The following is a 25,022-nucleotide window of genomic DNA, read 5'->3' as shown; positions in this document are numbered from 1 at the left end:
CTATATGACGCCACTCCGATAAACAGCCTAGTTCGCGTACGGAATCCGTACGCGAACCAGAAGACGAGCTACTACTTGGAGTAGTACTCGACGATCAGCTGCTCCTGCACCTGGGTGTCGATCTGCTGGCGGACCGGCAGCTGGTGGATCAGGACGCGCAGCTTGTCGGGCACGACGCCCAGCCAGGCGGGGACCGTGCGGTCACCGGCGGTAGCGCGGGCCACCTCGTAGGGCAGGAGGTTGCGCTTGGTCTCGCGGACCTCGATGATGTCGTGCTCGCGCACGCGGTAAGAAGGAATGTCGACCTTCTTGCCGTTCACCATGATGTGACCGTGGCGGACCTGCTGGCGAGCGGCGTCACGCGACTGGGCGAACCCGGCGCGGTAGACGACGTTGTCGAGGCGGCTCTCCAGGATCTGGAGGAGAACCTCACCCGACTTGCCGCTCTTGCCAGCGGCTTCCTCGTAGTAGTTGCGGAACTGCTTCTCGAGGACGCCGTAGATGCGACGGGTCTTCTGCTTCTCGCGAAGCTGAAGCTGGTACTCGGACTCCTTGGGGCGTCCGCGACCGTGCTCACCCGGGGGGTAAGGACGGATTTCGATGGGGCACTTGGCGGACTCGCACTTGCTGCCCTTGAGGAAGAGCTTGGTCTTCTCGCGACGGCAGAGCTTGCAGTCCGCGCCCGTGTAACGAGCCATTTCTCAATATCTCCTGGGAATCAGACGCGGCGGCGCTTCGGCGGACGGCAGCCGTTGTGCGGGACGGGCGTGACGTCCTGGATCGAACCCACCTCAAGACCGGTGGCCTGGAGGGAGCGGATCGCGGTCTCACGACCGGAGCCGGGACCCTTGACGAACACGTCGACCTTGCGCATGCCGTGCTCCATGGCGCGGCGAGCGGCGTTCTCGGCGGCCATCTGGGCGGCGAACGGGGTGGACTTACGGGAGCCCTTGAAACCCACGTGGCCGGCGCTGGCCCAGGAGATCACGTTCCCGTTCGGGTCGGTGATCGAGACGATCGTGTTGTTGAACGTGCTCTTGATGTGGGCGTGCCCATGAGCGACGTTCTTCTTTTCCTTGCGGCGCACCTTCTTGGGCGCACCCTGACGGCTCTTAGGAGGCATTGGTTGCCTTCACTCCAGGTGGTTCGGTCGCGGCTGCGAGGATTACTTCTTACCGGGCTTCTTCTTGCCGGCCACGGTCTTCTTCTTGCCCTTACGGGTGCGCGCGTTGGTCTGCGTGCGCTGACCGTGGACGGGCAGGCCCTTGCGGTGCCTGATGCCCTGGTAACAACCGATCTCGATCTTGCGACGGATGTCGGCCTGAACCTCGCGGCGCAGGTCACCCTCGATCTTGAACGTCGACTCGATGTAGTCACGCATCGGGACGAGCTCGGTGTCGGAGAGCTGGTGCACACGGAGGTCGCCGCTGATCCCGGTGGCCTGGAGGATCTCCTGGGCGCGGGTGCGGCCGATGCCGTAGATGTAGGTGAGAGCGATCTCCAGCCGCTTGTCGCGGGGGAGGTCGACGCCAACCAGGCGAGCCATGGTCGGGCATTCTCCTTCGTTGTGGCGGAGGTCTTGCGCGCCACTTCCCCTCCCCATGCCCGGGGTGAGGGCCCCGGCCTCCGACCGGGGGTCTCCCGAGTGGTCCGTGCCGGTGAGGGCACGCCTGCTCGGGTGTAGCACGCGATTACTGGCTCAGGCTCCTCATGCGTCGAGTCCGCTCCCTGCTGGGGCGGACTCGGAGAAGCCTTGCGGCGACTAGCCCTGGCGCTGCTTGTGGCGCAGGTTGTCGCAGATCACCATGACGCGACCGTGCCGGCGAATCACCTTGCACTTGTCGCAGATCTTCTTAACGCTCGGCTTTACCTTCATTGTCCTTGTTCCTCAGACGTCTTACTTGTATCGGTAGACGATCCGCCCGCGACTAAGGTCGTAGGGGCTCAGTTCAACGACTACCCGGTCGTCAGGAAGGATCCGGATGTAGTGCATCCGCATCCGTCCGCTGATGTGGGCCAGGACCTTATGGCCGTTATCGAGCTGCACCCGGAACATAGCGTTCGGGAGCGACTCAACCACAGTGCCCTCGATCTCGATGGCGCCGTCTTTCTTGGCCAAAATCCCTCGCGTTTCACTGATCGGTCGTCTGAGGCTCCGGTTCACTAAGCAGCCGCGACCTCACGCTTCGAAGAGAGCGGCGACCGCCAAGGGTCGCCGACGCGTGGTAGTCATAGTGAGCCGACTAAGGAGTGTACGACACCTGAGAGTAGAACGCGAAACGCGTGCCAGGTGTCCTGACACAACCAGAGGCCAGTCTACCCGAACAATCTCCCACCTCACGCCATCTTCCCCTGCGCGGTGGGCGTTTCCTCACGGACGGCCGGACACGGCCTGGGGTCCGCTACTTCTTCTCCTGCGACCCACCGCCGAAGACGGTGCTGACCAGCAGGATCGCTCCCCATGGTCCCATCACCCACAGCGGCCAGGGATAGATGAAGTCGCCGGCCGTGAGGCTGATGATCAGCCAGATCACCCAGTTGATGGCGCTCGCCCCGGCCCACGCGCTCCAGGCGGCCCGCATGCCGGGGTGCATCCCCGTCTGCTTGGCCACCGGCTGCGGCGTGATCTTCGCCAGGCGCTTGTTGCGCAGGTCCACGTCCGGGAGGTCGGCCGTCAGCCGGGCGAGCTCACCGTAGGTCTTGCTCTTGTAGAGCTGTTCGAGCCGCTCGTTGAACTCGTCCATGGTGATGCGGCCCTCTGCGGTGTGTTCACGCAGCACTGCCGCCACCTTGTCCCGGTCGACGTCGGAGGCACGCATCTCGGGGCTCTGCGCCATACCACCACTCCTGGCCTCGTTTACGGCTGCGCCAGGCGCTCTTTGCCCCCATCCAGGGCGGTCAGCACCCAAGGACCATTATGTGTCACGGCGACGCTGTGCTCGAAGTGCGCGGACGCCTTACCGTCGACCGTCACGACGGTCCAGTCGTCGGCCAGCACCCGGGTGCGGTCCGAACCGAGGTTGACCATGGGCTCGATGGCCAGGCACATGCCGGGCTCCAGCACGGGGCCTCTGCCGGGCTTGCCATGGTTGGCGATCCACGGGTCCATGTGCATCTCGGTGCCGATGCCGTGGCCGCCGTACTCCTGAGGGATGCCGTAGCGGCCCTGAGATCTCACGTAACGCTCGATCTCGTAGCCGATGTCCGACAGGTGCCGGCCGACGGTGAGAGCCCTGATGCCGCTCCACATGGCCTCTTCGGTGATCCGCATCAGCTCGGTCAGCTTGGGGTCGACCTCGCCCACCGGGACGGTGACCGCGGAGTCGCCGTGCCAGCCGTCGAGGATGGCGCCGCAGTCGATCGAGATGACATCGCCCTCGCGAAGCTTGCGGGCGTTCGTCGGGATGCCGTGCACCACCTCGTTGTTCACCGAGGCGCAGATGGTGGCGGGAAAGCCCTGATAGCCCTTGAACGACGGGATGGCGCCCTCGCCCCTGATCGCCTTCTCGGCGATGACGTCGAGGTCGAGCGGCGTCATGCCCGGCTCCACCGAACGCTTCAGCAGGTCGAGCGTGCGCCCCACCACCAGTCCCGCCCCGCGCATCTTCTCCAGCTGCTCGGGCGTCTTGATCTGAATCCCATGCTTGTTTCTCTTGAACACGTACGGCACCCCCAGGCGCTTTCAACGGGCTGAGGCGGGAGCCCAATTCCCCCCACAATAGCCGCGAGGTGGCACGGATATCCGTGCCACCTCCGCAGTCGGTCGTCACATCTAACCTATGTAGGGCCGAATGGCATCCATGGCCCGTTGGGTTACCTCTTCGACCGGGCCAGTCGCATCGACCCCGACGAGGATGCCCTCGTCGGCGTAGTAGGCGATCAGCGGCGACGTCTGCTCCTGATAGACCTCAAGGCGGTGCCTGACGGTGTCTTCTTTGTCATCGTCACGCTGGAACAGCGCGCCGCCACAGGCGTCGCACTTGTCGTCCTGCTTGTCGTCGAACTCCACATGCCAGATGCGGCCGCACTGGCTGCACGTGCGCCGGCCCGCCAGTCGCCTGACGACCTCGTCGTCGTCGACCACCAGCTCCAGGACCAGGTCGAGTGCCTGTCCCCAGTCGGCCAGCATCTTCTTGAGAATCTCCGCCTGCGGCACGTTGCGCGGGAAGCCGTCGAGCAGGAAACCGTCCTGCGCGTCGTCCTCGGAGAGGCGATCACGGACCATGGCGATGGTGACCTCGTCGGGCACCAGATCGCCACGATCCATGTATGTCTTGGCCAGCTTGCCGAGCTCCGTGCCGCCGGAAACGTTGGCACGGAAGATGTCACCTGTCGAAATCTTCGGGATGGACAGGTTCGATGCGATGTACTGGGCCTGAGTCCCTTTACCCGCTCCAGGGGGCCCGACCAGAACGAGACGCACTACCGGAGGAAACCTTCGTAGTTACGCTGCTGCAGCTGAGCCTCAATCTGCTTGACCGTGTCAAGGCCGACACCAACCATGATCAGAATGCTCGTCCCTCCGAACGGGAAGTTCTGGCTCGCACCGGCCACCGTCAGCGCGACGATCGGGATCATGGAGAGCAGACCCAGATAGAGCGAGCCAGGCGCGGTCAGCCGGTTGAGCACGAAACCCAGATACTCAGCCGTCGGCCGGCCCGGGCGGATGCCCGGAATGAACCCACCGTACTTCTTCATGTTGTCCGCTACTTCAGCGGGGTTGAAAGTGATGGACACGTAGAAGTACGTGAAGAACACGATCAGCAAGAAGTAGGTGGCCATGTAGATCGGCGTGTCGCCGGTGGCCAGGTTCTGGGAGATCCACTGCACGACCGGGTTGGGGTTCTCGGCGTTGGCGAACAGCGAGGTCACGAGCTGCGGAAGGTAGAGCAGCGAAGAGGCGAAGATGACCGGGATGATGCCGGCCTGGTTGACCTTCAGCGGGATGTAGGTCGAGGTCCCGCCGTACATCCGGCGGCCCACCATGCGCTTGGCGTACTGCACCGGGATGCGGCGCTGCGCCTGCTCGACGAAGACGACCGCGGCCACCAGGAAGACGCCGACAACCAGGACCACCGCGAAGGAGAACTTGTTGGCCTGGAAGATGTTGGCGAGCTCGGAGGGGAAGATGGAGACGATGGAGGTGAAGATCAGGATCGACATGCCGTTGCCGACGCCCCGGTCTGTGATCAGCTCACCCAGCCACATGATCACGGACGTGCCCGCGGTCATGATGAGGACCATCGTGACGATCTGGAACACGTTGTCGGGATCGAGCAGCACGTCCTGCTGACAGTTGGGGAAGAGCTGCCCCGAGCGCGCCAGCGCGATGAACGCCGTCGACTGCAGGACACCGAGAGCGACCGTCAGATAACGGGTGTACTGTGTGATCTTGGCTTGCCCGGACTGGCCCTCTTTCTTGAGCGCTTCCAGGCGTGGAATCACGACGACGAGCAGCTGCAGAATAATGCTCGCGGTGATGTAGGGCATGATGCCCAGCGCGAACACCGACAGCTTCAGAAGCGCGCCGCCGCTGAACAGCTGCACCATTCCGTAGATGTTGCCGGTGTCGCCGGTACGGGCCTGATCGAAACAGGCCGCGAGGTTCTGGACGTGAACGCCCGGAGTCGGAAGAACCGAGCCGAGACGGAACAGCGCGATGATGCCCAGAGTGAAGAGCAACTTCTTGCGCAGGTCCGGTGTCCGGAACGCCCGGGTAAACGCGGTCAGCACGGTCCCTCCTGCGCGCCTATAAGGCGGTGTGAGTATGCGATGGTGCGGGGATCTGCCATCTGAAGTCTCAGGTCAGTCGAGCAGGACAGGATCCTGCTGTCTCGCGAACTCTAACGCACTACGGGCGTGGGGGCCCATTGTCAGAACCCCCACGCCTCGTAATGGCTCTTACAGCTCGGTAACGGAACCCCCAGCAGCGGCGATCTTCTCCTTCGCCGTGGACGAGAAGGCGTGAGCCGTCACGTTCACCGCGACCGAGATGTCACCGGTGCCGAGCACCTTGACCGGCTGGTTCTTGCGGACAGCGCCCTTGGCGACCAGCGTCTCGACGGTGACTTCGCCACCGTCGGGGAACAGCTCGCCGAGCTTGTCCAGGTTGACGACCTGGTAGGTCGTCTTGAACATGGCGTTGGAGAAGCCCTTGAGCTTCGGCAGACGCCTCTGCAGCGGCACCTGGCCACCCTCGAAACCGAGGGGGACCGTCGTACGGGCGCGACTGCCCTTGGTGCCGCGACCGGCGGTCTTGCCCTTGGACGCCTCGCCACGGCCCTTGCGGACCTTGGACTTGTTGGCGCCGGGAGCAGGACGCAGGTCGTGAATCTTCAGCGGAGCCTTGTCAGTCATGACTAGTCGACCTCTTCCACGGCGACGAGGTGCGTCACCACGGAGACCATGCCACGAATCTCGGGCCGGTCCTCCTTGACGACGACGTCGCCGATTCGCTTCAGGCCAAGCGAACGCAGCGAGTCACGCTGGTTCTGCTTGCCACCGATCTTCGAGCGAACCTGAGTGATCTTCAGGCGTGCCATCGACTAGCTCACCGCCTTCGCCGCTGCGGCCTCCGCGATGCCCTCACGCTGAGCCCTGAGCATCCGGGCCGGAGCCACGTCCTCGATCGGCAGGCCACGACGGGCGGCGATCTCCTCGGGCCGGGAAAGGCCCTTCAGAGCCGCCACGGTGGCGTGCACGATGTTGATCGGGTTGTCCGAGCCGAGCGACTTGGACAGCACGTCGTGGATGCCGGCGCACTCCAGCACCGCACGCACCGGGCCACCGGCGATGACGCCGGTACCGGCCGAGGCGGGGCGCAGGAAGACGACACCGGCCGCCTCCTCACCCTGCACGATGTGCGGGATGGTGCCCTGGATCCGAGGCACCTTGAAGAAGTGCTTCTTCGCCTCTTCGACGCCCTTGGCGATGGCCGCGGGAACTTCCTTGGCCTTGCCGTAGCCGACGCCGACCATGCCGTTGCCGTCACCGACGACGACCAGGGCGGTGAAGCTGAAGCGACGACCACCCTTCACGACCTTGGCCACTCGGTTGATCTTCACTACGCGCTCGATGTACGAGACGCCCTTGTCGGCGGCGCCGCCGCGGCGATCGTCACGACGGTCACGCCGCTCGCCACCGGTGCCGCCACCGCGACGCGGAGCTGCAGCCATCAGTGGTTCCTCATCTCAGTTGCCAGTATCAGTTGCGATTGCCGGGCCCGCATCAGAACTCGAGCCCGCCTTCGCGAGCGCTGTCCGCCAGGGCCGCGATGCGCCCTGCGTAGCGGTTGCCACCACGGTCGAACACGACCGCCGTGATCCCGGCTTCCTTGGCCCGCTGAGCGAGGAGCTCGCCGACCTTCTTGGCCTTCTCGGTCTTGTCCGCCTCGATCGTGCGCAGCGAGGAGTCCATGGTGGACGCGCTCACCAGAGTGTGGCCGACGGTGTCGTCCACGATCTGCACGAAGAGGTGACGGGTCGAACGGTTGACGACCAGGCGCGGACGCTGGGCCGTACCGACGACGTTCTTGCGGACGCGGCGGTGACGGCGGGCCCGCGAGACGGTGCGGGCAGCCGTGTGCTTGCCGAACGCAGTCTTCGGAGCCATGCCTACTTACCAGCCTTTCCGACCTTGCGGCGGATCTGTTCGCCCTGGTAACGCACGCCCTTGCCCTTGTACGGGTCGGGCTTGCGCAACTTGCGGATGTTGGCGGCGACCTCGCCGACCTTCTGCTTGTCGATGCCGTCCACATGGAACAGGGTCGGCTTCTCGACGCGGAAGGTGACGCCCTCGGGGGCGTTGACGATGACCGGGTGACTGAAGCCCAGCGCGAACTCCAGCTGCGTCGGGCCCTTGGCCTGAACGCGGTAACCGACTCCGACGATCTCCAGGGTCTTGGAGTAGCCCTGGGTGACGCCCTGCACCATGTTGGCGATCAGCGTCCTGGAGAGCCCGTGCAGCGCACGGACCTTGTTCTCGTCGTTGGGACGAGTCACTGCGATGGCGCCGTCGTCATCGCGGCCTACCGCGATGGGCTCGGCGACCCTGTGAGAAAGCGTGCCCTTCGGGCCCTTGACCTGGACATCCCGGCCGTCGATCGTGATGTCTACGCCGCCGGGCACAGGGATGGGCAGCCGTCCGATTCTCGACATGCTGTATTCCTCCCCTCTACCAGACGTAGGCGAGGACTTCCCCGCCTACACCACGCTTGCCGGCCTGCTTGTCAGTCATGAGACCGGCGGACGTCGAGATGATCGCGACGCCCAGCCCTCCCAGGACTCGGGGCAGGTTGTCCTTCTTCGCATAGACCCGCAGTCCGGGCTTCGACACCCGGCGCAGGCCTGCGAGCGACCGCTCACGGGTCGGACCGAACTTGAGCTCCACCACGAGGTTCTTGCCAACCTTGGCGTCTTCGACGGTCCAAGCCTGGATGTAACCCTCCTGCTGGAGGATCTCGGCGATGTGCGCCTTGATCTTCGAGTACGGCATCGTCACGCTTTCGTGATACGCCGAATTCGCATTGCGCAGACGTGTGAGCATGTCTGCGATCGGGTCGGTCATCGTCATGGCCAGTGGCCTTCCTCGCCGCGGTTTCCAGTCGGCCAAGTTTCAGCGTCCGGCACTGCTGCCGGGCACTGCTCTGCCGGTGGACCTTCGGCGCGGTCATGGGTGCTCTCTGCGAGAGCCCCTGGAATTGACATTTACGGATATGTACGGCCAGCAGCCGCCTTCGGGGGCGACACACGCCGCCCCCAAGGGTAACTACCAGCTGGACTTGGTGATACCAGGCAGCTCGCCCCGGTGCGCCATCTCGCGGAAGCACACACGGCACAGGCCGAACTTCCTGTAGACGGCCCTGGGACGCCCGCAGCGGGTGCAGCGGGTGTAAGCCCGGACGTCGAACTTCGGCTTGCGCGCCGCCTTGGCGATCAGCGACTTCTTCGCCATATCAGGCCTCCTTGAACGGGAAGCCGAGAAGCTTGAGCAGCGCCCGGCCCTGGTCGTCGGTCTTCGCGGTGGTCACGACCGTGATGTCCATGCCCCGCGGCCGGTCGACCTTGTCCTGGTCGACCTCGTGGAACATGACCTGCTCGGTCAGCCCGAAGGTGTAGTTGCCGTTGCCGTCGAACTGCTTCGGCGACAGGCCGCGGAAGTCCCTGATGCGCGGCAGCGCCAGCGACAGCAGCCGGTCAAGGAACTCCCACATGCGGTCACCGCGGAGAGTGACGTGCGCGCCGATCGGCATGCCCTCACGCAGCTTGAACTGCGCGATGGACTTGCGGGCCCGGACGACGGCCGGCTTCTGGCCGGTGATCACGGTGAGGTCGCGGACAGCGCCCTCGATGAGCTTCGAGTCGCGAGCCGCCTCGCCGACACCCATGTTGACCTTGATCTTCACCAGGCCGGGGATCTGCATGACGTTCTCGATGCCGAAGTCCTCGCGAAGCTGAGCCGCGATCTCCTCGCGGTACTTCGTCTTGAGGCGCGGCGTCGGGCGCTCGGTCTCAGTGGTCGTGGCAGTCATCAGCTGTCCTCACCCGTCTCGTCGGCCTTGTCGGCCTTCTTGTCGGCGGGCTTTTCGGCGGGCTTGTCTTCCTTGAGCTTCTTCACGTTGCTCACGTGAATGGGAGCCTCCATGGTCTGCACGCCACCCGCCTGGGTGCCGCGCGGACCCTGCTGCTCCTTCTGGTGCTTCTTGATCATGTTGACGCCCTCGACGACCACGCGGTCCTCGCGCGGGAAGGTGGCGATCACATGCCCCTTGGCACCCTTGTTCTTGCCGGCGATGACCTGGACCAGGTCGCCCTTCTTCACATGCAGCTTCGGCATTACAGCACCTCCGGCGCGAGCGAGATGATGCGCATGAACTTCTTGTCGCGCAGCTCACGGCCCACCGGGCCGAAGATACGAGTGCCGCGAGGGTCACCGCTGTCCTTGATGATGACGGCGGCGTTCTCGTCGAAGCGGATGTAGGAGCCGTCGGGCCGGCGGCGCTCCTTGACCGTGCGGACGATGACGGCCTTGACCACATCGCCCTTCTTGACGCCCGTGCTGCCGGGCAGGGCGTCCTTGACAGTGGCGACGATGACGTCACCGATACCGGCGTAGCGTCGGCCCGAGCCACCGAGAACGCGGATGCAAAGAATCTCCTTGGCACCCGTGTTGTCGGCGACCTTGAGCCGCGACTCCTGCTGGATCACGTTTTAACTCCTGTTAGTCGCGCCGGTTCTCATCGCTGAGCCTGGCGGAACCCGATGTTGTCTTGTTCCTCCGGCCACAGCGCCACGCGCACGCTCGTCCGTACCTCTCGATCCGGACGGGCGGGACACGCGGCGCCGCACCGCAGGCGACGCGAGGCCTTGTTCGTGAACACGTTCTTGAACACGGCCCCGCGTCCTTGGACGCCGTCATGGGGATGTCGCCATCCCCACGAGGCGCGGTATATCCGAGAAGTGAGTGTTACTTCGCCTTCTCGAGGATCTCCACGATCCTCCACCGCTTGGTGGCGGAGAGAGGGCGGGTCTCCATCAGAAGCACGCGGTCGCCCACGCCACAGGCGTTGGACTCGTCGTGTGCCTTGTACTTGGTCGTACGGCGGATGACCTTGCCGTACAGACGGTGCTTGACGCGGTCCTCGACGACGACGACGACGGTCTTGTCCATCTTGTCGCTGACGACCAGGCCCTCGCGGACCTTGCGGAACTTACGGGCGTCGACTTCGGCGCCCGTCTCGGTGGTCTCGGTCTCAGCCATCGCTCGACTCCTTCTCGACCGTGACGATGCGAAGCTCGCGCTCGCGCATCACGGTGTAGATACGGGCGATCTCGCGGCGGACGGCCCGCAGCCGCCCGTGGCTCTCCAACTGACCGGTCGCTGACTGGAAGCGGAGGTTGAACAGCTCCTCCTTGGCTTCCTTGAGCTTCTGGACCAGGGTGTCCTGGTCCTCCACTCGCAGCTCGCCGGCGGTCAGGCCCTTAGCCATCACGCCTCACCCACTTCACGCTTAACGATCTTGCACTTCATCGGGAGCTTGTGAATCGCGCGCTGCAGCGCCTCACGCGCCACAGTCTCCGTCACGCCGGACAGCTCGAACATCACGCGTCCGGGCTTGACGTTGGCGATCCACCACTCCGGAGAACCCTTACCGGAACCCATGCGGGTCTCGGCGGGCTTCTTCGTCAGGGGACGGTCGGGGTAGATGTTGATCCACACCTTGCCGCCACGGCGGATGTGCCGGGTCATCGCGATACGAGCGGACTCGATCTGGCGGTTGGTCACGTAGGAGTGCTCAAGCGCCTGGATACCGAACTCGCCGAAGACGACCCTGGTGCCGCCCTTGGCGGCTCCGCTGCGGTCAGGCCGGTGCTGCTTGCGGTGCTTGACCCTGCGCGGGATCAGCATGGTCAGCTCCCTTCAGCACCCGGCTGCGCAGCCGGGCCGGTCTCGGGGGCGGCCTGAGCGGCCGCCTCAGTCCTGGGGGCACGGTCGCCACGGCCACCACCACGGCGAGCGCCGCCACCGGCGCCACCACCACGGCGGGGACGGTCGCCGCCGCCACCCCGACGGTCGTCACGCTCACGACGCTGGCCGGCCCGAGCACCGGCGGCAGCCGCCTCGCGCTCGGCGCGGCTCGTCGGAGCCTCACCCTTGTAGATCCACACCTTCACGCCGATCCGGCCGAAGGTGGTACGGGCCTCGTAGAAGCCGTAGTCGATGTCCGCGCGGAGCGTGTGCAGCGGCACCCGGCCCTCGCGGTAGAACTCCGACCTCGACATCTCGGCGCCGCCCAGACGACCGGAGCACTGGACACGGATGCCCTTGGCGCCGCTCTTCATGGCCGACTGCATCGCCTTGCGCATGGCACGACGGAACGAGACACGGCTGGACAGCTGCTCGGCGACACCCTGCGCGACGAGCTGGGAGTCGATCTCGGGGTTCTTCACCTCGAGGATGTTGAGCTGAACCTGCTTCTTGGTCAGCTTCTCCAGGTCGCCGCGGATACGGTCGGCCTCCGCGCCGCGGCGGCCGATGACGATGCCCGGACGCGCGGTGTGGATGTCGACCTGAACGCGGTCGGTCGTACGCTCGATCTCGACCTTGGAGATGCCGGCCCGCTCCATGCCCTTCTGCAGCATGCGACGGATCGCCACGTCCTCGGCGACGTACGCCTTGTACAGCTTGTCGGCGTACCACCGGCTCTTGAAGTCGGTCGTGATGCCGAGGCGAAACCCGTGCGGGTTAACCTTCTGGCCCACTATCGGGTCCTTCCCTTCGGCTCGCGGGACTCCACGATCACGGTGATGTGGCTCGTCCGCTTGTTGATCCGATAGGCGCGACCCTGTGCGCGCGGCCGGAACCGCTTCAGGGTCGGGCCCTCGTCGACCCACGCGCGGCTCACGACGAGCGTCTGGGGGTCGAGATCGAAATTGTGCTCTGCGTTCGCCATGGCGCTGGAGAGCACCTTGTAGATCGGCTCGCTCGCCGACTGGGGAGCGAACTGCAGCACGGCCTGCGCCTCCGAAGCGGGCAGCCCGCGAATAAGGTCCACCACACGGCGGGCCTTGAGGGGCGTGACGCGGACGAACCGCGCCTGAGCCCTGGCTTCCATCGCTTACTCCTCTTACTTCTGAAGGCGCTTATCGCCGGCTGCGGCGGTCATCCTTGACATGGCTCCGGAACGTCCGCGTCGGGGCGAACTCTCCGAGCTTGTGGCCGATCATCGACTCGGTGACGAACACCGGGACGTGCTTGCGGCCGTCGTGCACGGCGATCGTGTGCCCGAGCATGTCGGGGACGATCATGGAGCGCCGCGACCACGTCTTGATGACGGTCTTGGTGCCCTTCTCGTTCTGCGTATCCACCTTCTTCTGAAGGTGGTCGTCAACGAAAGGACCCTTCTTAAGGCTACGTGGCATTTCGGCTGCTCCTACCGCTTCTTCTTGCTGCGCCGACGGATGATCAGCCGGTCGCTCGCCTTGCTGGCCTGACGGGTGCGGCCCTCGGGCTTACCCTTCGGGTTGACCGGGTGACGACCACCGGAGGTCTTACCCTCACCACCACCGTGCGGGTGGTCAACGGGGTTCATCGCGACACCACGGACGGTCGGGCGCTTGCCCTTCCACCTCATGCGGCCGGCCTTGCCCCAGTTGATGTTGGCCTGCTCGGCGTTGCCGACCTGGCCGACCGACGCGCGGCAGCGCACGTCGACCATGCGCATCTCACCGGAGGGCATACGCAGCGTGGCGTACTGGCCTTCCTTGGCGAGCAGCTGGATCTGCGCTCCCGCGGAGCGGCCCAGCTTGGCGCCACCGCCGGGACGGAGCTCCACCGCGTGGATGAAGGTACCGGTCGGGATGTTGCGCAGCGGCAGGCAGTTGCCCGGCTTGATGTCGGCCGCGGGGCCGTTCTCGATGCGGTCGCCCTGCTTGAGGCCGGTCGGCGCGATGATGTAGCGCTTCTCGCCGTCGGCGTAGTGCAGCAGAGCAATATTGGCGGTGCGGTTGGGGTCGTACTCGATGTGAGCGACCTTGGCCGGAATGCCGTCCTTGTCATGCCTACGGAAGTCGATGATCCGGTAGGCGCGCTTGTGACCGCCGCCCTGGTGGCGTGCGGTGACCCGGCCGTGTACGTTACGGCCGCCCTTGCCATGAAGGGGTGCAAGCAGCGACTTCTCAGGCTCGCTGCGGGTGATCTCGGTGAAGTCCGAGACACTCGAGCCGCGGCGACCTGGGGTCGTCGGCTTGTACTTACGGATGCCCATCTTTTTCGTTCATCCTTCGTCGATATCCAGAATCCAAGAACTCTGGATCTCTTGTCTCAATCGTGCGAGACCCCAGGCCGTCGTCGCCAGAGGCGACACCATGGGGATCGCGGGGGGCAGCGCCCCCCGCGTATCAGCCGATCTGACCGAAAATGTCGATCCGATCGCCCTCGGCCAAGCTCACGATCGCGCGCTTGGTGTCGGGACGCTTGCCGAAACCGGTCCGGGTGCGCTTGCGCTTGCCCTGCCGGTTGATCGTGTTCACGCTGGTGACCTTGACCCCGAAGATCTTCTCGACCGCGATCTTGACCTCGGTCTTGTTCGCGGTCTTCTTCACCAGGAACGTGTACTTGTTGTTCTCATCGATCAGGCCGTAGCTCTTCTCAGAGACGACCGGCTTGATGATGACGTCACGCGGGTCGACGACCCTCGCCAGGCGGCCCACAGGCTTCTCGGCGGTAGGGGCGGCGGCCTGCTGGTCGGTGCTGTTCTCCATCAGGCGTCTTCCTTCTCGCCCTGGCCCAGCCGAGCCACGACCTGGTCGTACGCCTCCTGGGTGAAGACCACGTCGTCATAGCAGAGCACGTCGTAAGTGTTGAGCTGCCCGGAGTCCAGCAGGTGGACCTCGGGAGCGTTACGCAGGCTCAGCCAGGTCAGCTCGTCGGTGTCAGCGACCACGACGAGCACGGACTTGGCCTGGGTGATCGCGCGCAGCGCCTGGAGAGCGGTCTTCGTCTTCGGCGTCTCACCGGAGACGAGGCTGCTCACCACGTGCACGCGACCGCCGCGAGCCCTGTCGGACAGGGCGCCACGCAGGGCGGCGGCCTTCATCTTCTTGGGCGTCCGCTGCGAGTAGTCACGCGGAACCGGACCGTGGACGACGCCACCGCCGGCGAACTGCGGCGCACGCGTCGAGCCCTGACGGGCGCGGCCGGTGCCCTTCTGGCGGTACGGCTTCTTGCCGCCGCCCCTGACCTCACCACGGGTCTTGGCCTTGTGCGTGCCCTGTCGGCGAGCGGCGAGCTGGGCCACGACCACCTGGTGGATCAGCGGAACGTTGACCTTCGCGCCGAAGATGTCCTCGGGCAGGTCAACCGTGCCGGTCTTGGCACCGCTGGCGTCGAGGACGTCAATGCTGGTCACTTGGCAGCCCCCTTCTTGGCAGCGGTGCGAACGAGAACCAGGCTGCCGTTGGCGCCGGGAATCGCACCCTTGATCAGGATGAGACCCTTCTCGGCGTCCACGGCGTGAACCTTGAGGCTCTGCACGGTGGTGCGGACGTTACCCATCCGGCCAGCCATGCGCAGACCCTTGAATACGCGGCCCGGGGTGGCGCAGCCACCGATGGAACCCGGCGAGCGGTGCTTGCGCTGCGTACCGTGCGACGCGCCCAGACCCTTGAAGCCGTGGCGCTTCATGACACCGGCGAAGCCCTTGCCCTTGCTCTTGCCCGTCACATCGACGAACTGGCCGGCCTCGAAGGTGTCGGCCAGCAGCTCCTGGCCCAGGTTGTAGTCGCTCGCGTCGTCAGTGCGGATCTCCGCGAAGTAACGGCGCGGGGTGATGTCGTGCTTGCGCAGGTAGTCGCCGAGCGGCTTGTTGACCTTCCGCGGGTCGACCTGTCCGAAGCCGAGCTGAATGGCGGCATAGCCATCCTTCTCGGCGCTGCGGACGCGGGTCACCACGCACGGACCGGCCTCGACCACGGTGACCGGAACCATCCGGTTGTCCGCGTCGAAGACCTGGGTCATGCCGAGCTTCTTGCCCAGGACGCCCTTGATCGTCTTAGCCATGTCAGTGCGTTCCCTCAGAGCTTGATCGAAATGTCGACGCCCGCCGGGAGGTCGAGCCGCATGAGCGAGTCAACCGTCTTGGGCGTCGGGTCGATGATGTCAATGAGCCGCTTGTGCGTGCGCATCTCGAAATGCTCGCGGCTGTCCTTGTACTTGTGCGGCGAGCGGATGACGCAGTACACGTTCTTCTCGGTCGGCAGCGGCACCGGGCCCGCGACCTTCGCGCCAGTCCGCGTCACCGTCTCGACGATCTTCTTGGCCGAGCTATCGATGACCTCGTGGTCATAGGCCTTAAGCCGGATGCGGATCTTCTGTCCCGCCATAATGGCCTCGGTGTCCTTCGCTGTCGTCTGAAAAAGTATCGTGCGGCCTTTTGCCGCGTGCGGGTCGAGCCCGCACGACTCCACGAAGCAGACGCAATCGATCTGCCTTTTCTTCCGTGATCCGGCAGTTACTTCGGTCACTGGACCGAAGCGACTGCTGGATCACGGCTTTCCCCGTGAAGCCTTCCGGAACGGAAGCCGTATGGACTCCTGTCCCGATCGTGGCGCGGCGGCCGGCCCCTGATGTGGAGGCCGACCGCCACCCCGCGGTCGAACTACTTGATGATCTTCACAACCCGGCCGGCGCCGACGGTGCGGCCACCCTCACGGATCGCGAACTTGAGGCCTTCCTCCATGGCGATGGGCTGGATCAGCTCAACGCGCATTTCGGTGTTGTCGCCCGGCATGACCATCTCGGTGCCCTCGGGGAGGTTCACCACACCGGTCACGTCAGTCGTACGGAAGTAGAACTGCGGGCGGTAGTTGTTGAAGAACGGCGTGTGGCGGCCGCCCTCGTCCTTGGACAGGATGTAGACCTGGCCCTCGAACTCGGTGTGCGGGGTGGTCGTGCCCGGCTTGATGATGCACTGGCCGCGCTCGACCTGCTCGCGCTTGATGCCGCGGAGCAGCAGGGCGGCGTTGTCGCCGGCCTGACCCTCGTCGAGCATCTTGTTGAACATCTCGATGCTGGTGACGGTGGTGGTCGTCTTCTCCGGCTGGATGCCGATGATGTCGACCTGCTCGTTGACCTTGACGATGCCACGCTCGATACGGCCGGTGACGACCGTGCCGCGACCGGTGATCGAGAAGACGTCCTCGACCGGCATGAGGAACGGCTTCTCCGTCTCACGCGGCGGCTCGGGGACGTTCTCGTCCACGGCGTCCATCAGCTCGACGATGGTGTCGGCCCACTTCTGGTCGCCCTCAAGAGCCTTGAGCGCGGAGACGCGGATGACCGGCAGGTCGTCGCCGGGGAACTCCTGAGCGGACAGGAGCTCGCGAACCTCGAGCTCGACGAGCTCCAGGATCTCCTCGTCGTCCACCATGTCGGACTTGTTCAGAGCCACAACGATGTAGGGGACGCCGACCTGGCGGGCCAGGAGGACGTGCTCCTTCGTCTGGGGCATCGGACCGTCGGTGGCGGCGACCACGAGGATCGCGCCGTCCATCTGAGCGGCACCGGTGATCATGTTCTTCACGTAGTCGGCGTGACCGGGGCAGTCCACGTGAGCGTAGTGGCGCTTCTCGGTCTGGTACTCGACGTGCGCGATGGAGATCGTAATGCCCCGGGCCTTCTCCTCGGGCGCCTTGTCGATCTTGTCGAAAGGCGTTGCCGCGTTCAGCTCGGGGTAACGGTCGTGGAGCACCTTGGTGATCGCCGCGGTCAGCGTGGTCTTACCGTGGTCGATATGCCCAATGGTGCCGATGTTCATGTGCGGCTTGTTCCGCTCGAACTTGGCCTTGCCCACTGGTTCTCTCCTTGAGAATCTGACTGACTTTCGTCTGCACACTCGGGCCCGGGTGATCCCGAACCCCTAGGCGGCGGGACGGTCTCGCGACCATCCCGCCAGGGACCGGAACTATTCGCCCCGGGCCTTCGCGACGATCTCCTTGGCGATGCCCGGAGGCACCTCCGAGTAGGAGTCGAACTGCATGCTGTAGCTCGCGCGTCCCTGCGTCTTGCTACGCAGGTCGCCCACGTAGCCGAACATCTCAGACAGCGGCACGAGCGCCTGGACGACTCGGGCGCCGGCCCGCTCGTCCATCGCCTGGATCTGCCCGCGGCGACCGTTGAGGTCACCGATGACGTCACCCATGTAGTCCTCGGGCGTGGTGACCTCAACGGCCATCATCGGCTCGAGGAGCACAGCGTCAGCCTTGCGCGCGGCCTCCTTGAAGGCCATCGAGCCGGCAATCTTGAAGGCCATTTCCGAGGAGTCGACGTCGTGCGCGGCACCGTCGGTCAGCGTCACCTTCACGCCCACCATCGGGTAGCCCGCCAGCACACCGAACTCGGCGGCCTCCTGAGCGCCCGCGTCGACCGAGGGGATGTACTCCCTCGGGACACGGCCACCCGTGACCTTGTTCTCGAACTCGTAGCCGTCGTTGCCTTCGCCCAGCGGCTCGAGATTGATGATCACCCGCGCGAACTGACCGGAACCACCGGTCTGCTTCTTGTGGGTGTAGTCGACCTTCTCCACCTTGCGGCGGATGGTCTCACGGTAAGCGACCTGCGGACGACCGACGTTGGCCTCGACCTTGAACTCGCGACGCATGCGGTCGACGAGGATCTCCAGGTGAAGCTCGCCCATGCCCCAGATGACCGTCTGACCGGTCTCCTCGTCACGGCGGACCTGGAAGGACGGGTCCTCCTCGGCCAGTCGCTGGATCGCGATCGACAGCTTCTCCTGGTCGCCCTTGGTCTTGGGCTCGATGGCGACGTTGATGACCGGAGCCGGGAACGTCATCGACTCGAGCACGACCTGGTGGGTCGGGTCGGAGAGGGTGTCACCGGTGGTGGTGTCCTTCAGACCCATGACCGCCACGATCTGACCAGCGATCGCCGACGGGCGCTCTTCGCGCTTGTTGGCGTGCATCTGGTAGATCTTGCCGATCCGCTCCTTCTTACCCTTCACAGAGTTGATGACCTGTGAACCGGTCTCGAGCGTGCCCGAGTAGATGCGGATGTAGGTGAGCTTGCCCAGGTGCGGGTCGCTCGCGATCTTGAAGGCCAGGGCGGAGAACGGCTCGGCCGGGTCCGCGTGCCGCTCGACGACCTTCTCCTCGTTGCCGACCGCGTGGCCCTTGAAGGCCTTGAGGTCGGTCGGCGCGGGGAGGTAGGCGACGATCGCGTCGAGCAGGGGCTGAACGCCCTTGTTCTTGAACGCGGTGCCGCACAGGACCGGGTTGATGGCGCTGGCCAGCGTCGCGCGGCGCAGGGCCGCGACCAGCTGCTCCTCGGTGGGCTCGATGCCCTCGAGGAAGAGCTCCATCAGCTCGTCGTCGTTCTCGGCGACCGTCTCGATGAGCCGGTCGCGCCACTCGCGAGCCACCTCGGCGTGGTCGGCCGGGAGGTCGACGACGTCGTACATCTCGCCCTTGGCCGCCTCGGCGCTCCACAGGAGGCCCTTCAGCGTGATGAGGTCGATGACGCCCTTGAAGTCGGCCTCGACGCCCCACGGCAGCTGAACGACCGCCGGAGTGGCACCCAGCCGGTTGATCATCATGTCGACGCAGCGGTGGAACTCCGCGCCGACCCGGTCCATCTTGTTGACGAAGCAGATCCGGGGAACCTCGTAGCGGTCAGCCTGCCGCCACACCGTCTCCGACTGCGGCTCGACACCCGCGACGCCGTCGAACACGGCGACGGCACCGTCGAGGACGCGGAGCGAACGCTCCACCTCGATGGTGAAGTCGACGTGCCCCGGGGTGTCGATGATGTTGATCGTGTGACCGTTCCACTCGCAGGTCGTCGCGGCAGACGTGATCGTGATGCCGCGCTCCTGCTCCTGCTCCATCCAGTCCATCGTGGCTGCGCCCTCGTGGACTTCACCGATCTTGTAGTTGATGCCGGTGTAGAACAGGATGCGCTCGGTCGTGGTGGTCTTGCCCGCGTCGATATGGGCCATGATCCCGATGTTGCGGACCTTGGCCAGGTCAAGAGCGGTCGTGGTGGCCACTTCTCTCGCGTCCTCGTCGTCTCGTCGAACCCGCCGGGTTACCAGCGGTAGTGGGCGAAGGCCTTGTTGGACTCGGCCATCTTGTGCGTGTCCTCGCGCTTCTTGACGCTCGCCCCGAGGCCGTTGCTGGCGTCGAGGAGCTCGTTCATGAGGCGCTCGGTCATGGTCTTCTCGCGGCGGGCGCGGGAGTACTGCACCAGCCAGCGCAGGGCCAGGGTGGTGCTGCGCGCGGCGCGCACCTCGACCGGCACCTGGTAGGTCGCGCCACCGACGCGACGGCTGCGAACCTCGAGGGTCGGCTTGACGTTGTCAAGCGCGCGCTTGAGGGTGACGACCGGGTCGTTGCCGGTCTTCTCCCTGCAGCCCTCGAGAGCGCCGTAGACGATCGACTGCGCGATGGAGCGCTTGCCGTCCAGAAGCACCTTGTTGATCAGAGCGGTGACCAGCGGCGAACTGTAAACCGGGTCAGACATGAGCTGACGACGGCCAGGAGAACCCTTACGAGGCATAGTTAGCTCTTCTCCCTCTTCGCACCGTAGTGGCTGCGGCCCTGCTTGCGGTTGCGGACACCCTGGGTGTCCAGCGAGCCGCGGATGATCTTGTAACGAACACCCGGCAGGTCCTTCACACGACCGCCACGCACGAGCACGATCGAGTGCTCCTGCAGGTTGTGTCCCACACCGGGGATGTAGGCCGTGACCTCGATGCCGTTGGTGAGCCGTACACGGGCCACCTTGCGCAGTGCCGAGTTGGGCTTCTTCGGGGTCGTGGTGTAAACACGCTGGCACACACCGCGCCGCTGCGGACTCCCCTTGAGGGCAGGAGTCTTGGTCTTGGAGACCTTGTCCTGCCGGCCCTTGCGGACCAACTGCTGAATAGTGGGCACTGCCACTCCGTTTCGTGCTGGCCGGTGTTACGTCTTGTTGTGCAATTCGCAGGTTCTGCCGGTGTCATGACCTGCGCATTCGCTGTGCTTCCGCGCCCCCGCGCTCGGGCGTGTCGCGCTATCCGCAAACACATCCACGAGGACTACGAGCCAGGAAGCCGACCCGCGCTCCGATATGAGCGCACGATCGAGAGCCCGCTAGCAACGGGCACGAAGCTCTAGACTACCCAGGCCCGCACGACACGTCAAAACGGCGCGGGCAGGCTCTTGAAGCCTTCCCACTCCGGCCGGCGGGACCCATCCATCAAAGGCCCGGCTGCTGCTCCTGGACAATGATATAGGCACCGACCGCATGCCGTCCCCCATACCAAAGAATCATCGGTTCCACACACCTCTCGGGCGGCTTCGAGCGTGTCGGCAGCGCCCGGCACCCTGCGGACCCGCCTGCAGGGGACCACCCGACCGTTCATCCCCGCACAGCGCCGTACAGCGCCGAAGCCGTACAGACCGAAAAGCGCGCGCCCGGACCCCTCGGAGAGGGACCCGGGCGCGCGCCACGGCTACTTACGAGATGTTCACCGGTTGTACTGACCGAAGTCGTACTCCTCCAGCGGCACGGCCTCGCCGCTGCCGGTGCCGAAGGTGTAGTCCGCCGCGGAGCCGTCGTAACCGCCCACGGTGTACATGGCGGCCTTGGCCTCCTCGGTCGGCTCGACCCGGATGTTGCGGTACTGGGGCATGCCCGTACCGGCCGGGATGAGCTTGCCGATGATGACGTTCTCCTTCAGGCCCAGGAGCGAGTCGGACTTGGCGTGGATCGCCGCGTCCGTCAGGACCCTGGTGGTCTCCTGGAAGGAGGCCGCCGACAGCCACGACTCGGTGGCGAGCGACGCCTTGGTGATGCCCATGAGCACCGGACGACCGGCGGCCGGAGAGCCGCCTTCAGCCACCGTCTCGCGGTTCATCAGCTCGAAGCGCGGACGCTCCACGAGCTCGCCGGGCAGCAGGTCGGTGTCACCGGACTCCAGCACGTTCACGCGCTTGAGCATCTGCCGCACGATGATCTCGATGTGCTTGTCGTGGATCGACACACCCTGCGAGCGGTAGACCTGCTGCACCTCGGCCACCAGGTGCAGCTGCACAGCCCGCGGGCCGAGGATGCGCAGCACCTCGTTGGGGTTGACCGCACCGGCGACGAGCTGCTGGCCCACCGTCACGCGCTGGCCATCGGTGATGAGCAGGCGCGACCGCATGGAGACCGGGTAGGCGATCTCCTCCGAGCCGTCGTCGGGAGTGACGACGAGCTTGCGGGACTTGTCGGTCTCGTCGATCCGGACCCTGCCCTCGGCCTCGGAGATCGGGGCGACACCCTTGGGGATGCGCGCCTCGAAGAGCTCCTGGACTCGGGGCAGACCGTGGGTGATGTCGGCGCCCGCCACACCACCGGTGTGGAAGGTACGCATCGTCAGCTGCGTGCCGGGCTCGCCGATCGACTGGGCGGCGATGATGCCGACCGCCTCGCCGACGTCCACGAGCTTGCCGGTGGCCAGCGAGCGGCCGTAGCAGGTCGCGCAGACACCGATCTTGGCCTCGCAGACGAGCGCGCTGCGGGTGCGGACGGTCTCGATGCCGGCCTCGACCAGATCGGTGACGTGGATGTCGTTGATGTCGACACCCGCGGGTGCGATGACCTTGCCGTCGACCTCGACGTCCTCGGCCAGGATGCGGCCGTGCACGTTGGACTCGGCGTTCTCGGCCTTGACCAGGTTGCCCGACGCGTCGCGGTCGGCGACGTGCAGCGGGACGCCACGGTCGGTGCCACAGTCGATCTCGCGGACGATGACGTCCTGGGCCACGTCCACCAGACGCCGGGTGAGGTAACCCGAGTCCGCCGTACGCAGCGCGGTGTCGGCCAGACCCTTGCGCTGTCCGTGGGTGGAGATGAAGTACTCCAGCACCGACAGGCCCTCGCGGAACGAGGCCTTGATCGGACGCGGGATCGTCTCACCCTTGGTGTTGGACACCAGGCCACGGATGCCGGCGATCTGACGCACCTGCATCTTGTTGCCTCGGGCGCCGGAGTTGACCATCATCCAGACCGGGTTGGTCGCCGGGAAGGCGTTGACCATGTCGGTCTCGACGTCGGCCGTGGCGTGCGTCCAGATCTCGATGAGCTCCTGACGGCGCTCCTCGTCGGTGATCAGGCCGCGCTCGTACTCACGCTGCACCTTGTCGGCGCGGCGCTCGTAGTTCTCCATGATGTCGGCCTTGTTGGGCGGCGCGACGACGTCGTCGATCGAGATCGTGACGCCGGAGCGGGTCGCCCAGCGGAAGCCGGCGTCCTTGAGCGCGTCGAGCGCGTTGGCCACTTCGACCTTGGGATAGGTCTCGGCCAGCTCGTTGACGATCGTGGACAGCTGCTTCTTGCCAACCTGGAAGTTGACGAACGGGTAGCTCATGGGCAGCGTCTGGTTGAACAGGCACCGCCCGAACGTCGTCTCCAGGCGGATCGGGTCGCCCTGCTCCCAGCCCTCGGGCGCGACCCACTCACGCGGCGGCAGGACGTCCTTCATCCGGATCTGGATCTTCGCCTGAATCTCCAGCTCGCGGCGGTCGAAGGCCATCTGAGCCTCGGCGATCGAGCCGAAGACCCGGCCCTCGCCGATGGCGCCTTCCTTGTGCGTGGTCAGCCAGTAGAGGCCGATGACCATGTCCTGGGTGGGCATCGTCACGGGCTTGCCGTCGGCCGGCTTGAGGATGTTGTTGGTCGAGAGCATCAGGATGCGTGCCTCGGCCTGGGCCTCAGCCGACAGCGGCAGGTGCACGGCCATCTGGTCGCCGTCGAAGTCCGCGTTGAAGGCGGTGCAGACGAGCGGGTGAATCTGGATGGCCTTGCCCTCGACGAGCTGCGGCTCGAACGCCTGGATGCCCAGACGGTGGAGCGTGGGCGCGCGGTTGAGCAGCACGGGGTGCTCGGTGATGACCTCTTCGAGCACGTCCCACACCACGGGCCTGGCGCGCTCGACCATCCGCTTGGCCGACTTGATGTTCTGGGCGTGGTTGAGATCGACCAGCCTCTTCATCACGAACGGCTTGAACAGCTCCAGCGCCATCTGCTTGGGCAGACCGCACTGGTGCAGCTTGAGCTGCGGGCCGACGACGATGACCGAACGGCCGGAGTAGTCGACGCGCTTGCCCAGCAGGTTCTGGCGGAAGCGGCCCTGCTTGCCCTTGAGCATGTCGCTGAGGGACTTGAGGGGCCGGTTGCCGGGACCGGTGACCGGGCGGCCACGACGGCCGTTGTCGAACAGCGCGTCGACGGCCTCCTGCAGCATCCGCTTCTCGTTGTTCACGATGATCTCGGGCGCGCCGAGGTCGAGAAGCCGCTTGAGGCGGTTGTTGCGGTTGATGACCCGGCGGTAGAGGTCGTTCAGGTCGGAGGTGGCGAACCGGCCACCGTCGAGCTGAACCATCGGCCGCAGGTCCGGCGGGATGACCGGAATGCAGTCGAGCACCATGCCGCGCGGCGAGTTGGTGGTGCTGAGGAACGCCGAGACGACCTTGAGCCGCTTGAGGGCGCGGGCCTTCTTCTGGCCCTTGCCGCTGCGGATGGTCTCGCGGAGGTTCTCGGCCTCCTGAGCGAGGTCGAAACTGATCAGGCGGTCCTGAATCGCCTGCGCGCCCATGCCGCCCTTGAAGTAGCGGCCGAAGCGGTCACGCATCTCGCGGTAGAGCAGCTCGTCGCCCTCGAGGTCCTGGACCTTGAGGTTCTTGAAGCGGCTCCAGACCTCCTCGAGCCGGTCCAGCTCGCGCTGGGCCCGGTCGCGGAGCTGACGCATCTCGCGCTCAGCGCCCTCGCGGACCTTGCGGCGCTGGTCGCCCTTGGCGCCGGCGGCCTCGAGCTCGCTCAGGTCGCTTTCGAGCTTCTTCTGCCTGGCCTCGACGTCGGCGTCACGGCGCTGCTCGATGTGCTGCCGCTCGACGGAGATCTTCGCCTCGAGCGAGGGCAGGTCACGCTCACGCATGTCGGTGTCGACCTGCGTGATCATGTACGCCGCGAAGTAGATGACCTTCTCCAGGTCCTTCGGGGCGAGGTCGAGCAGGTAGCCCAGACGCGACGGGACACCCTTGAAGTACCAGATGTGGGTGACCGGCGCGGCCAGCTCGATGTGGCCCATCCGCTCACGACGCACCTTGGCGCGAGTGACCTCGACGCCACAGCGCTCACAGATGATGCCCTTGAAGCGGACGCGCTTGTACTTGCCGCAGTAGCACTCCCAGTCGCGGGTCGGGCCGAAGATCTTCTCGCAGAAGAGTCCGTCCTTTTCCGGCTTGAGAGTCCGGTAGTTGATGGTCTCGGGCTTCTTGACCTCGCCGTGCGACCACTGACGAATGTCGTCGGCCGTCGCCAGCCCGATCCGAAGCTCGTCGAAGAAGTTGACGTCCAGCATGCTTGCGATCTCCCCCTCAGACTTCTTCCACGCTGCTCGGCTCACGCCGGGACAGGTCGATACCGAGCTCCTCCGCGGCGCGGAAGACGTCCTCGTCGGTGTCACGCATCTCGATGGACATGCC

At 65.5% G+C, this 25,022-nt stretch carries 35 protein-coding genes; all 35 read right to left on the bottom strand.

Annotated elements, in window-relative coordinates; all coding sequences use genetic code 11:
- Window positions 1-71: 71 nt before the first annotated feature.
- Entirely contained in the window at window positions 72-698 is a 627-nt protein-coding gene (gene rpsD, locus ACIBQX_RS23660; protein ID WP_397007891.1) for a 30S ribosomal protein S4, read from the bottom strand.
- A gap of 20 nt (window positions 699-718) precedes the next feature.
- Complete coding sequence (gene rpsK, locus ACIBQX_RS23655) at window positions 719-1,123, bottom strand: 30S ribosomal protein S11 (RefSeq protein ID WP_020542285.1); 405 nt, start codon at window positions 1,121-1,123, stop codon at window positions 719-721.
- A 42-nt stretch (window positions 1,124-1,165) separates the two neighbouring features.
- Window positions 1,166-1,546, bottom strand: a complete 381-nt coding sequence (rpsM, locus tag ACIBQX_RS23650; RefSeq protein ID WP_189141220.1) for a 30S ribosomal protein S13 — start codon at window positions 1,544-1,546, stop codon at window positions 1,166-1,168.
- Between the two features lie 216 nt (window positions 1,547-1,762).
- Complete coding sequence (gene rpmJ, locus ACIBQX_RS23645; RefSeq protein WP_003956441.1) at window positions 1,763-1,876, bottom strand: 50S ribosomal protein L36; 114 nt, start codon at window positions 1,874-1,876, stop codon at window positions 1,763-1,765.
- Window positions 1,877-1,897: 21 nt separating this feature from the next.
- The gene (gene infA, locus ACIBQX_RS23640) at window positions 1,898-2,119 is read right to left on the bottom strand and encodes a translation initiation factor IF-1 (RefSeq protein ID WP_012887858.1); all 222 of its coding nucleotides are present in this window, start codon (window positions 2,117-2,119) and stop codon (window positions 1,898-1,900) included.
- A gap of 283 nt (window positions 2,120-2,402) precedes the next feature.
- On the bottom strand, window positions 2,403-2,837 hold the full coding sequence (locus tag ACIBQX_RS23635) for a DUF1707 domain-containing protein (RefSeq protein WP_397007889.1): 435 nt from the start codon (window positions 2,835-2,837) through the stop codon (window positions 2,403-2,405).
- A 20-nt stretch (window positions 2,838-2,857) separates the two neighbouring features.
- Entirely contained in the window at window positions 2,858-3,661 is an 804-nt protein-coding gene (map, locus tag ACIBQX_RS23630) for a type I methionyl aminopeptidase (RefSeq protein WP_397007887.1), read from the bottom strand.
- Window positions 3,662-3,772: 111 nt separating this feature from the next.
- On the bottom strand, window positions 3,773-4,423 hold the full coding sequence (locus ACIBQX_RS23625; RefSeq protein ID WP_397007885.1) for an adenylate kinase: 651 nt from the start codon (window positions 4,421-4,423) through the stop codon (window positions 3,773-3,775).
- Complete coding sequence (gene secY, locus ACIBQX_RS23620; protein WP_397007883.1) at window positions 4,423-5,733, bottom strand: preprotein translocase subunit SecY; 1,311 nt, start codon at window positions 5,731-5,733, stop codon at window positions 4,423-4,425. The genes ACIBQX_RS23625 and secY overlap by 1 nt, the downstream gene beginning before the upstream one ends.
- Before the next feature lie 168 nt (window positions 5,734-5,901).
- The gene (gene rplO, locus ACIBQX_RS23615; protein ID WP_397007881.1) at window positions 5,902-6,357 is read right to left on the bottom strand and encodes a 50S ribosomal protein L15; all 456 of its coding nucleotides are present in this window, start codon (window positions 6,355-6,357) and stop codon (window positions 5,902-5,904) included.
- A gap of 2 nt (window positions 6,358-6,359) precedes the next feature.
- Window positions 6,360-6,542 carry a 50S ribosomal protein L30 gene (gene rpmD, locus ACIBQX_RS23610; protein WP_189141227.1) on the bottom strand — a complete coding sequence of 61 codons (183 nt, stop codon included), beginning with the start codon at window positions 6,540-6,542 and terminating at the stop codon, window positions 6,360-6,362.
- 3 nt (window positions 6,543-6,545) lie between these two features.
- Entirely contained in the window at window positions 6,546-7,175 is a 630-nt protein-coding gene (gene rpsE / locus ACIBQX_RS23605) for a 30S ribosomal protein S5 (protein ID WP_189141228.1), read from the bottom strand.
- Between the two features lie 52 nt (window positions 7,176-7,227).
- On the bottom strand, window positions 7,228-7,611 hold the full coding sequence (gene rplR, locus ACIBQX_RS23600; protein WP_397007878.1) for a 50S ribosomal protein L18: 384 nt from the start codon (window positions 7,609-7,611) through the stop codon (window positions 7,228-7,230).
- 2 nt (window positions 7,612-7,613) lie between these two features.
- Entirely contained in the window at window positions 7,614-8,156 is a 543-nt protein-coding gene (rplF, locus tag ACIBQX_RS23595) for a 50S ribosomal protein L6 (RefSeq protein ID WP_397007876.1), read from the bottom strand.
- A 16-nt stretch (window positions 8,157-8,172) separates the two neighbouring features.
- On the bottom strand, window positions 8,173-8,571 hold the full coding sequence (gene rpsH / locus ACIBQX_RS23590) for a 30S ribosomal protein S8 (protein WP_397007874.1): 399 nt from the start codon (window positions 8,569-8,571) through the stop codon (window positions 8,173-8,175).
- Between the two features lie 195 nt (window positions 8,572-8,766).
- Complete coding sequence (locus ACIBQX_RS23585; protein WP_327108828.1) at window positions 8,767-8,952, bottom strand: type Z 30S ribosomal protein S14; 186 nt, start codon at window positions 8,950-8,952, stop codon at window positions 8,767-8,769.
- A gap of 1 nt (window position 8,953) precedes the next feature.
- The gene (rplE, locus tag ACIBQX_RS23580) at window positions 8,954-9,529 is read right to left on the bottom strand and encodes a 50S ribosomal protein L5 (protein ID WP_189141233.1); all 576 of its coding nucleotides are present in this window, start codon (window positions 9,527-9,529) and stop codon (window positions 8,954-8,956) included.
- Window positions 9,529-9,825 carry a 50S ribosomal protein L24 gene (gene rplX, locus ACIBQX_RS23575; RefSeq protein WP_189141446.1) on the bottom strand — a complete coding sequence of 99 codons (297 nt, stop codon included), beginning with the start codon at window positions 9,823-9,825 and terminating at the stop codon, window positions 9,529-9,531. Before rplX ends, rplE begins: the two co-directional genes overlap by 1 nt.
- A gap of 8 nt (window positions 9,826-9,833) precedes the next feature.
- Window positions 9,834-10,205, bottom strand: coding sequence for a 50S ribosomal protein L14 (rplN, locus tag ACIBQX_RS23570; protein WP_026214151.1), 372 nt, complete (start codon window positions 10,203-10,205; stop codon window positions 9,834-9,836).
- Between the two features lie 259 nt (window positions 10,206-10,464).
- Entirely contained in the window at window positions 10,465-10,758 is a 294-nt protein-coding gene (gene rpsQ / locus ACIBQX_RS23565) for a 30S ribosomal protein S17 (protein ID WP_397007871.1), read from the bottom strand.
- Window positions 10,751-10,987, bottom strand: a complete 237-nt coding sequence (gene rpmC, locus ACIBQX_RS23560) for a 50S ribosomal protein L29 (RefSeq protein WP_397007869.1) — start codon at window positions 10,985-10,987, stop codon at window positions 10,751-10,753. Before rpmC ends, rpsQ begins: the two co-directional genes overlap by 8 nt.
- Window positions 10,987-11,406 carry a 50S ribosomal protein L16 gene (gene rplP / locus ACIBQX_RS23555; protein ID WP_397007867.1) on the bottom strand — a complete coding sequence of 140 codons (420 nt, stop codon included), beginning with the start codon at window positions 11,404-11,406 and terminating at the stop codon, window positions 10,987-10,989. Before rplP ends, rpmC begins: the two co-directional genes overlap by 1 nt.
- 2 nt (window positions 11,407-11,408) lie before the next feature.
- Window positions 11,409-12,260, bottom strand: coding sequence for a 30S ribosomal protein S3 (gene rpsC, locus ACIBQX_RS23550; protein ID WP_397007865.1), 852 nt, complete (start codon window positions 12,258-12,260; stop codon window positions 11,409-11,411).
- Window positions 12,260-12,613, bottom strand: coding sequence for a 50S ribosomal protein L22 (gene rplV, locus ACIBQX_RS23545; RefSeq protein ID WP_189141238.1), 354 nt, complete (start codon window positions 12,611-12,613; stop codon window positions 12,260-12,262). Before rplV ends, rpsC begins: the two co-directional genes overlap by 1 nt.
- Before the next feature lie 28 nt (window positions 12,614-12,641).
- Window positions 12,642-12,920 carry a 30S ribosomal protein S19 gene (gene rpsS / locus ACIBQX_RS23540; RefSeq protein WP_397007862.1) on the bottom strand — a complete coding sequence of 93 codons (279 nt, stop codon included), beginning with the start codon at window positions 12,918-12,920 and terminating at the stop codon, window positions 12,642-12,644.
- Between the two features lie 11 nt (window positions 12,921-12,931).
- On the bottom strand, window positions 12,932-13,765 hold the full coding sequence (gene rplB, locus ACIBQX_RS23535) for a 50S ribosomal protein L2 (RefSeq protein WP_327108824.1): 834 nt from the start codon (window positions 13,763-13,765) through the stop codon (window positions 12,932-12,934).
- Window positions 13,766-13,898: 133 nt separating this feature from the next.
- Entirely contained in the window at window positions 13,899-14,261 is a 363-nt protein-coding gene (gene rplW / locus ACIBQX_RS23530) for a 50S ribosomal protein L23 (RefSeq protein WP_397007860.1), read from the bottom strand.
- Window positions 14,261-14,908, bottom strand: coding sequence for a 50S ribosomal protein L4 (rplD, locus tag ACIBQX_RS23525; RefSeq protein WP_397007858.1), 648 nt, complete (start codon window positions 14,906-14,908; stop codon window positions 14,261-14,263). The genes rplW and rplD overlap by 1 nt, the downstream gene beginning before the upstream one ends.
- Window positions 14,905-15,558 (bottom strand): 50S ribosomal protein L3, encoded by a 654-nt coding sequence (rplC, locus tag ACIBQX_RS23520; protein WP_397007856.1) that lies wholly within the window; start codon window positions 15,556-15,558, stop codon window positions 14,905-14,907. The genes rplD and rplC overlap by 4 nt, the downstream gene beginning before the upstream one ends.
- A 14-nt stretch (window positions 15,559-15,572) precedes the next feature.
- Window positions 15,573-15,881: a 30S ribosomal protein S10 gene (rpsJ, locus tag ACIBQX_RS23515; RefSeq protein ID WP_012887830.1), complete on the bottom strand. Its 309-nt coding sequence runs from the start codon at window positions 15,879-15,881 to the stop codon at window positions 15,573-15,575.
- A 275-nt stretch (window positions 15,882-16,156) separates the two neighbouring features.
- Complete coding sequence (gene tuf, locus ACIBQX_RS23510) at window positions 16,157-17,350, bottom strand: elongation factor Tu (RefSeq protein ID WP_327108822.1); 1,194 nt, start codon at window positions 17,348-17,350, stop codon at window positions 16,157-16,159.
- 111 nt (window positions 17,351-17,461) lie between these two features.
- Window positions 17,462-19,510 (bottom strand): elongation factor G, encoded by a 2,049-nt coding sequence (fusA, locus tag ACIBQX_RS23505; RefSeq protein WP_397008821.1) that lies wholly within the window; start codon window positions 19,508-19,510, stop codon window positions 17,462-17,464.
- 89 nt (window positions 19,511-19,599) lie between these two features.
- Complete coding sequence (gene rpsG, locus ACIBQX_RS23500) at window positions 19,600-20,070, bottom strand: 30S ribosomal protein S7 (RefSeq protein ID WP_043623423.1); 471 nt, start codon at window positions 20,068-20,070, stop codon at window positions 19,600-19,602.
- 2 nt (window positions 20,071-20,072) lie between these two features.
- Entirely contained in the window at window positions 20,073-20,447 is a 375-nt protein-coding gene (gene rpsL / locus ACIBQX_RS23495; RefSeq protein WP_336212852.1) for a 30S ribosomal protein S12, read from the bottom strand.
- Between the two features lie 575 nt (window positions 20,448-21,022).
- A complete protein-coding gene (locus tag ACIBQX_RS23490) occupies window positions 21,023-24,898 on the bottom strand; it encodes a DNA-directed RNA polymerase subunit beta' (protein WP_397007853.1) in 3,876 nt (1,291 codons plus the stop codon).
- Between the last annotated feature and the right edge of the window lie 124 nt (window positions 24,899-25,022).

The sequence above is a fragment of the Nonomuraea sp. NPDC049714 genome, assembly GCF_044465295.1.
GTDB lineage: Bacteria > Actinomycetota > Actinomycetes > Streptosporangiales > Streptosporangiaceae > Nonomuraea.
This window is presented reverse-complemented; position numbering and strand designations above follow the sequence as displayed.

Excerpts from the sequence above, each read along its gene's own strand:
- rpsG (WP_043623423.1), bottom strand. The coding sequence starts at position 20,070 with ATGCCTCGTAAGGGTTCTCCTGGCCGTCGTCAGCTCATGTCTGACCCG.
- rplB (WP_327108824.1), bottom strand. The coding sequence starts at position 13,765 with ATGGGCATCCGTAAGTACAAGCCGACGACCCCAGGTCGCCGCGGCTCG.
- rpsM (WP_189141220.1), bottom strand. The coding sequence starts at position 1,546 with ATGGCTCGCCTGGTTGGCGTCGACCTCCCCCGCGACAAGCGGCTGGAG.
- rplR (WP_397007878.1), bottom strand. The coding sequence starts at position 7,611 with ATGGCTCCGAAGACTGCGTTCGGCAAGCACACGGCTGCCCGCACCGTC.
- fusA (WP_397008821.1), bottom strand. The coding sequence starts at position 19,510 with ATGGCCCATATCGACGCGGGCAAGACCACCACGACCGAGCGCATCCTG.
- rplO (WP_397007881.1), bottom strand. The coding sequence starts at position 6,357 with ATGACTGACAAGGCTCCGCTGAAGATTCACGACCTGCGTCCTGCTCCC.
- rpsH (WP_397007874.1), bottom strand. The coding sequence starts at position 8,571 with ATGACGATGACCGACCCGATCGCAGACATGCTCACACGTCTGCGCAAT.
- rplW (WP_397007860.1), bottom strand. The coding sequence starts at position 14,261 with ATGGAGAACAGCACCGACCAGCAGGCCGCCGCCCCTACCGCCGAGAAG.
- ACIBQX_RS23490 (WP_397007853.1), bottom strand. The coding sequence starts at position 24,898 with ATGCTGGACGTCAACTTCTTCGACGAGCTTCGGATCGGGCTGGCGACG.
- rpsD (WP_397007891.1), bottom strand. The coding sequence starts at position 698 with ATGGCTCGTTACACGGGCGCGGACTGCAAGCTCTGCCGTCGCGAGAAG.
- rpsJ (WP_012887830.1), bottom strand. The coding sequence starts at position 15,881 with ATGGCGGGACAGAAGATCCGCATCCGGCTTAAGGCCTATGACCACGAG.
- rpsE (WP_189141228.1), bottom strand. The coding sequence starts at position 7,175 with ATGGCTGCAGCTCCGCGTCGCGGTGGCGGCACCGGTGGCGAGCGGCGT.
- rpsQ (WP_397007871.1), bottom strand. The coding sequence starts at position 10,758 with ATGGCTGAGACCGAGACCACCGAGACGGGCGCCGAAGTCGACGCCCGT.
- rplV (WP_189141238.1), bottom strand. The coding sequence starts at position 12,613 with ATGGAAGCCAGGGCTCAGGCGCGGTTCGTCCGCGTCACGCCCCTCAAG.
- rplC (WP_397007856.1), bottom strand. The coding sequence starts at position 15,558 with ATGGCTAAGACGATCAAGGGCGTCCTGGGCAAGAAGCTCGGCATGACC.
- rpmD (WP_189141227.1), bottom strand. The coding sequence starts at position 6,542 with ATGGCACGCCTGAAGATCACTCAGGTTCGCTCGAAGATCGGTGGCAAG.
- rplE (WP_189141233.1), bottom strand. The coding sequence starts at position 9,529 with ATGACTGCCACGACCACTGAGACCGAGCGCCCGACGCCGCGCCTCAAG.
- ACIBQX_RS23635 (WP_397007889.1), bottom strand. The coding sequence starts at position 2,837 with ATGGCGCAGAGCCCCGAGATGCGTGCCTCCGACGTCGACCGGGACAAG.
- ACIBQX_RS23585 (WP_327108828.1), bottom strand. The coding sequence starts at position 8,952 with ATGGCGAAGAAGTCGCTGATCGCCAAGGCGGCGCGCAAGCCGAAGTTC.
- rpmC (WP_397007869.1), bottom strand. The coding sequence starts at position 10,987 with ATGGCTAAGGGCCTGACCGCCGGCGAGCTGCGAGTGGAGGACCAGGAC.
- rplF (WP_397007876.1), bottom strand. The coding sequence starts at position 8,156 with ATGTCGAGAATCGGACGGCTGCCCATCCCTGTGCCCGGCGGCGTAGAC.
- rpsK (WP_020542285.1), bottom strand. The coding sequence starts at position 1,123 with ATGCCTCCTAAGAGCCGTCAGGGTGCGCCCAAGAAGGTGCGCCGCAAG.
- rpsS (WP_397007862.1), bottom strand. The coding sequence starts at position 12,920 with ATGCCACGTAGCCTTAAGAAGGGTCCTTTCGTTGACGACCACCTTCAG.
- rpmJ (WP_003956441.1), bottom strand. The coding sequence starts at position 1,876 with ATGAAGGTAAAGCCGAGCGTTAAGAAGATCTGCGACAAGTGCAAGGTG.
- rplP (WP_397007867.1), bottom strand. The coding sequence starts at position 11,406 with ATGCTGATCCCGCGCAGGGTCAAGCACCGCAAGCAGCACCGGCCTGAC.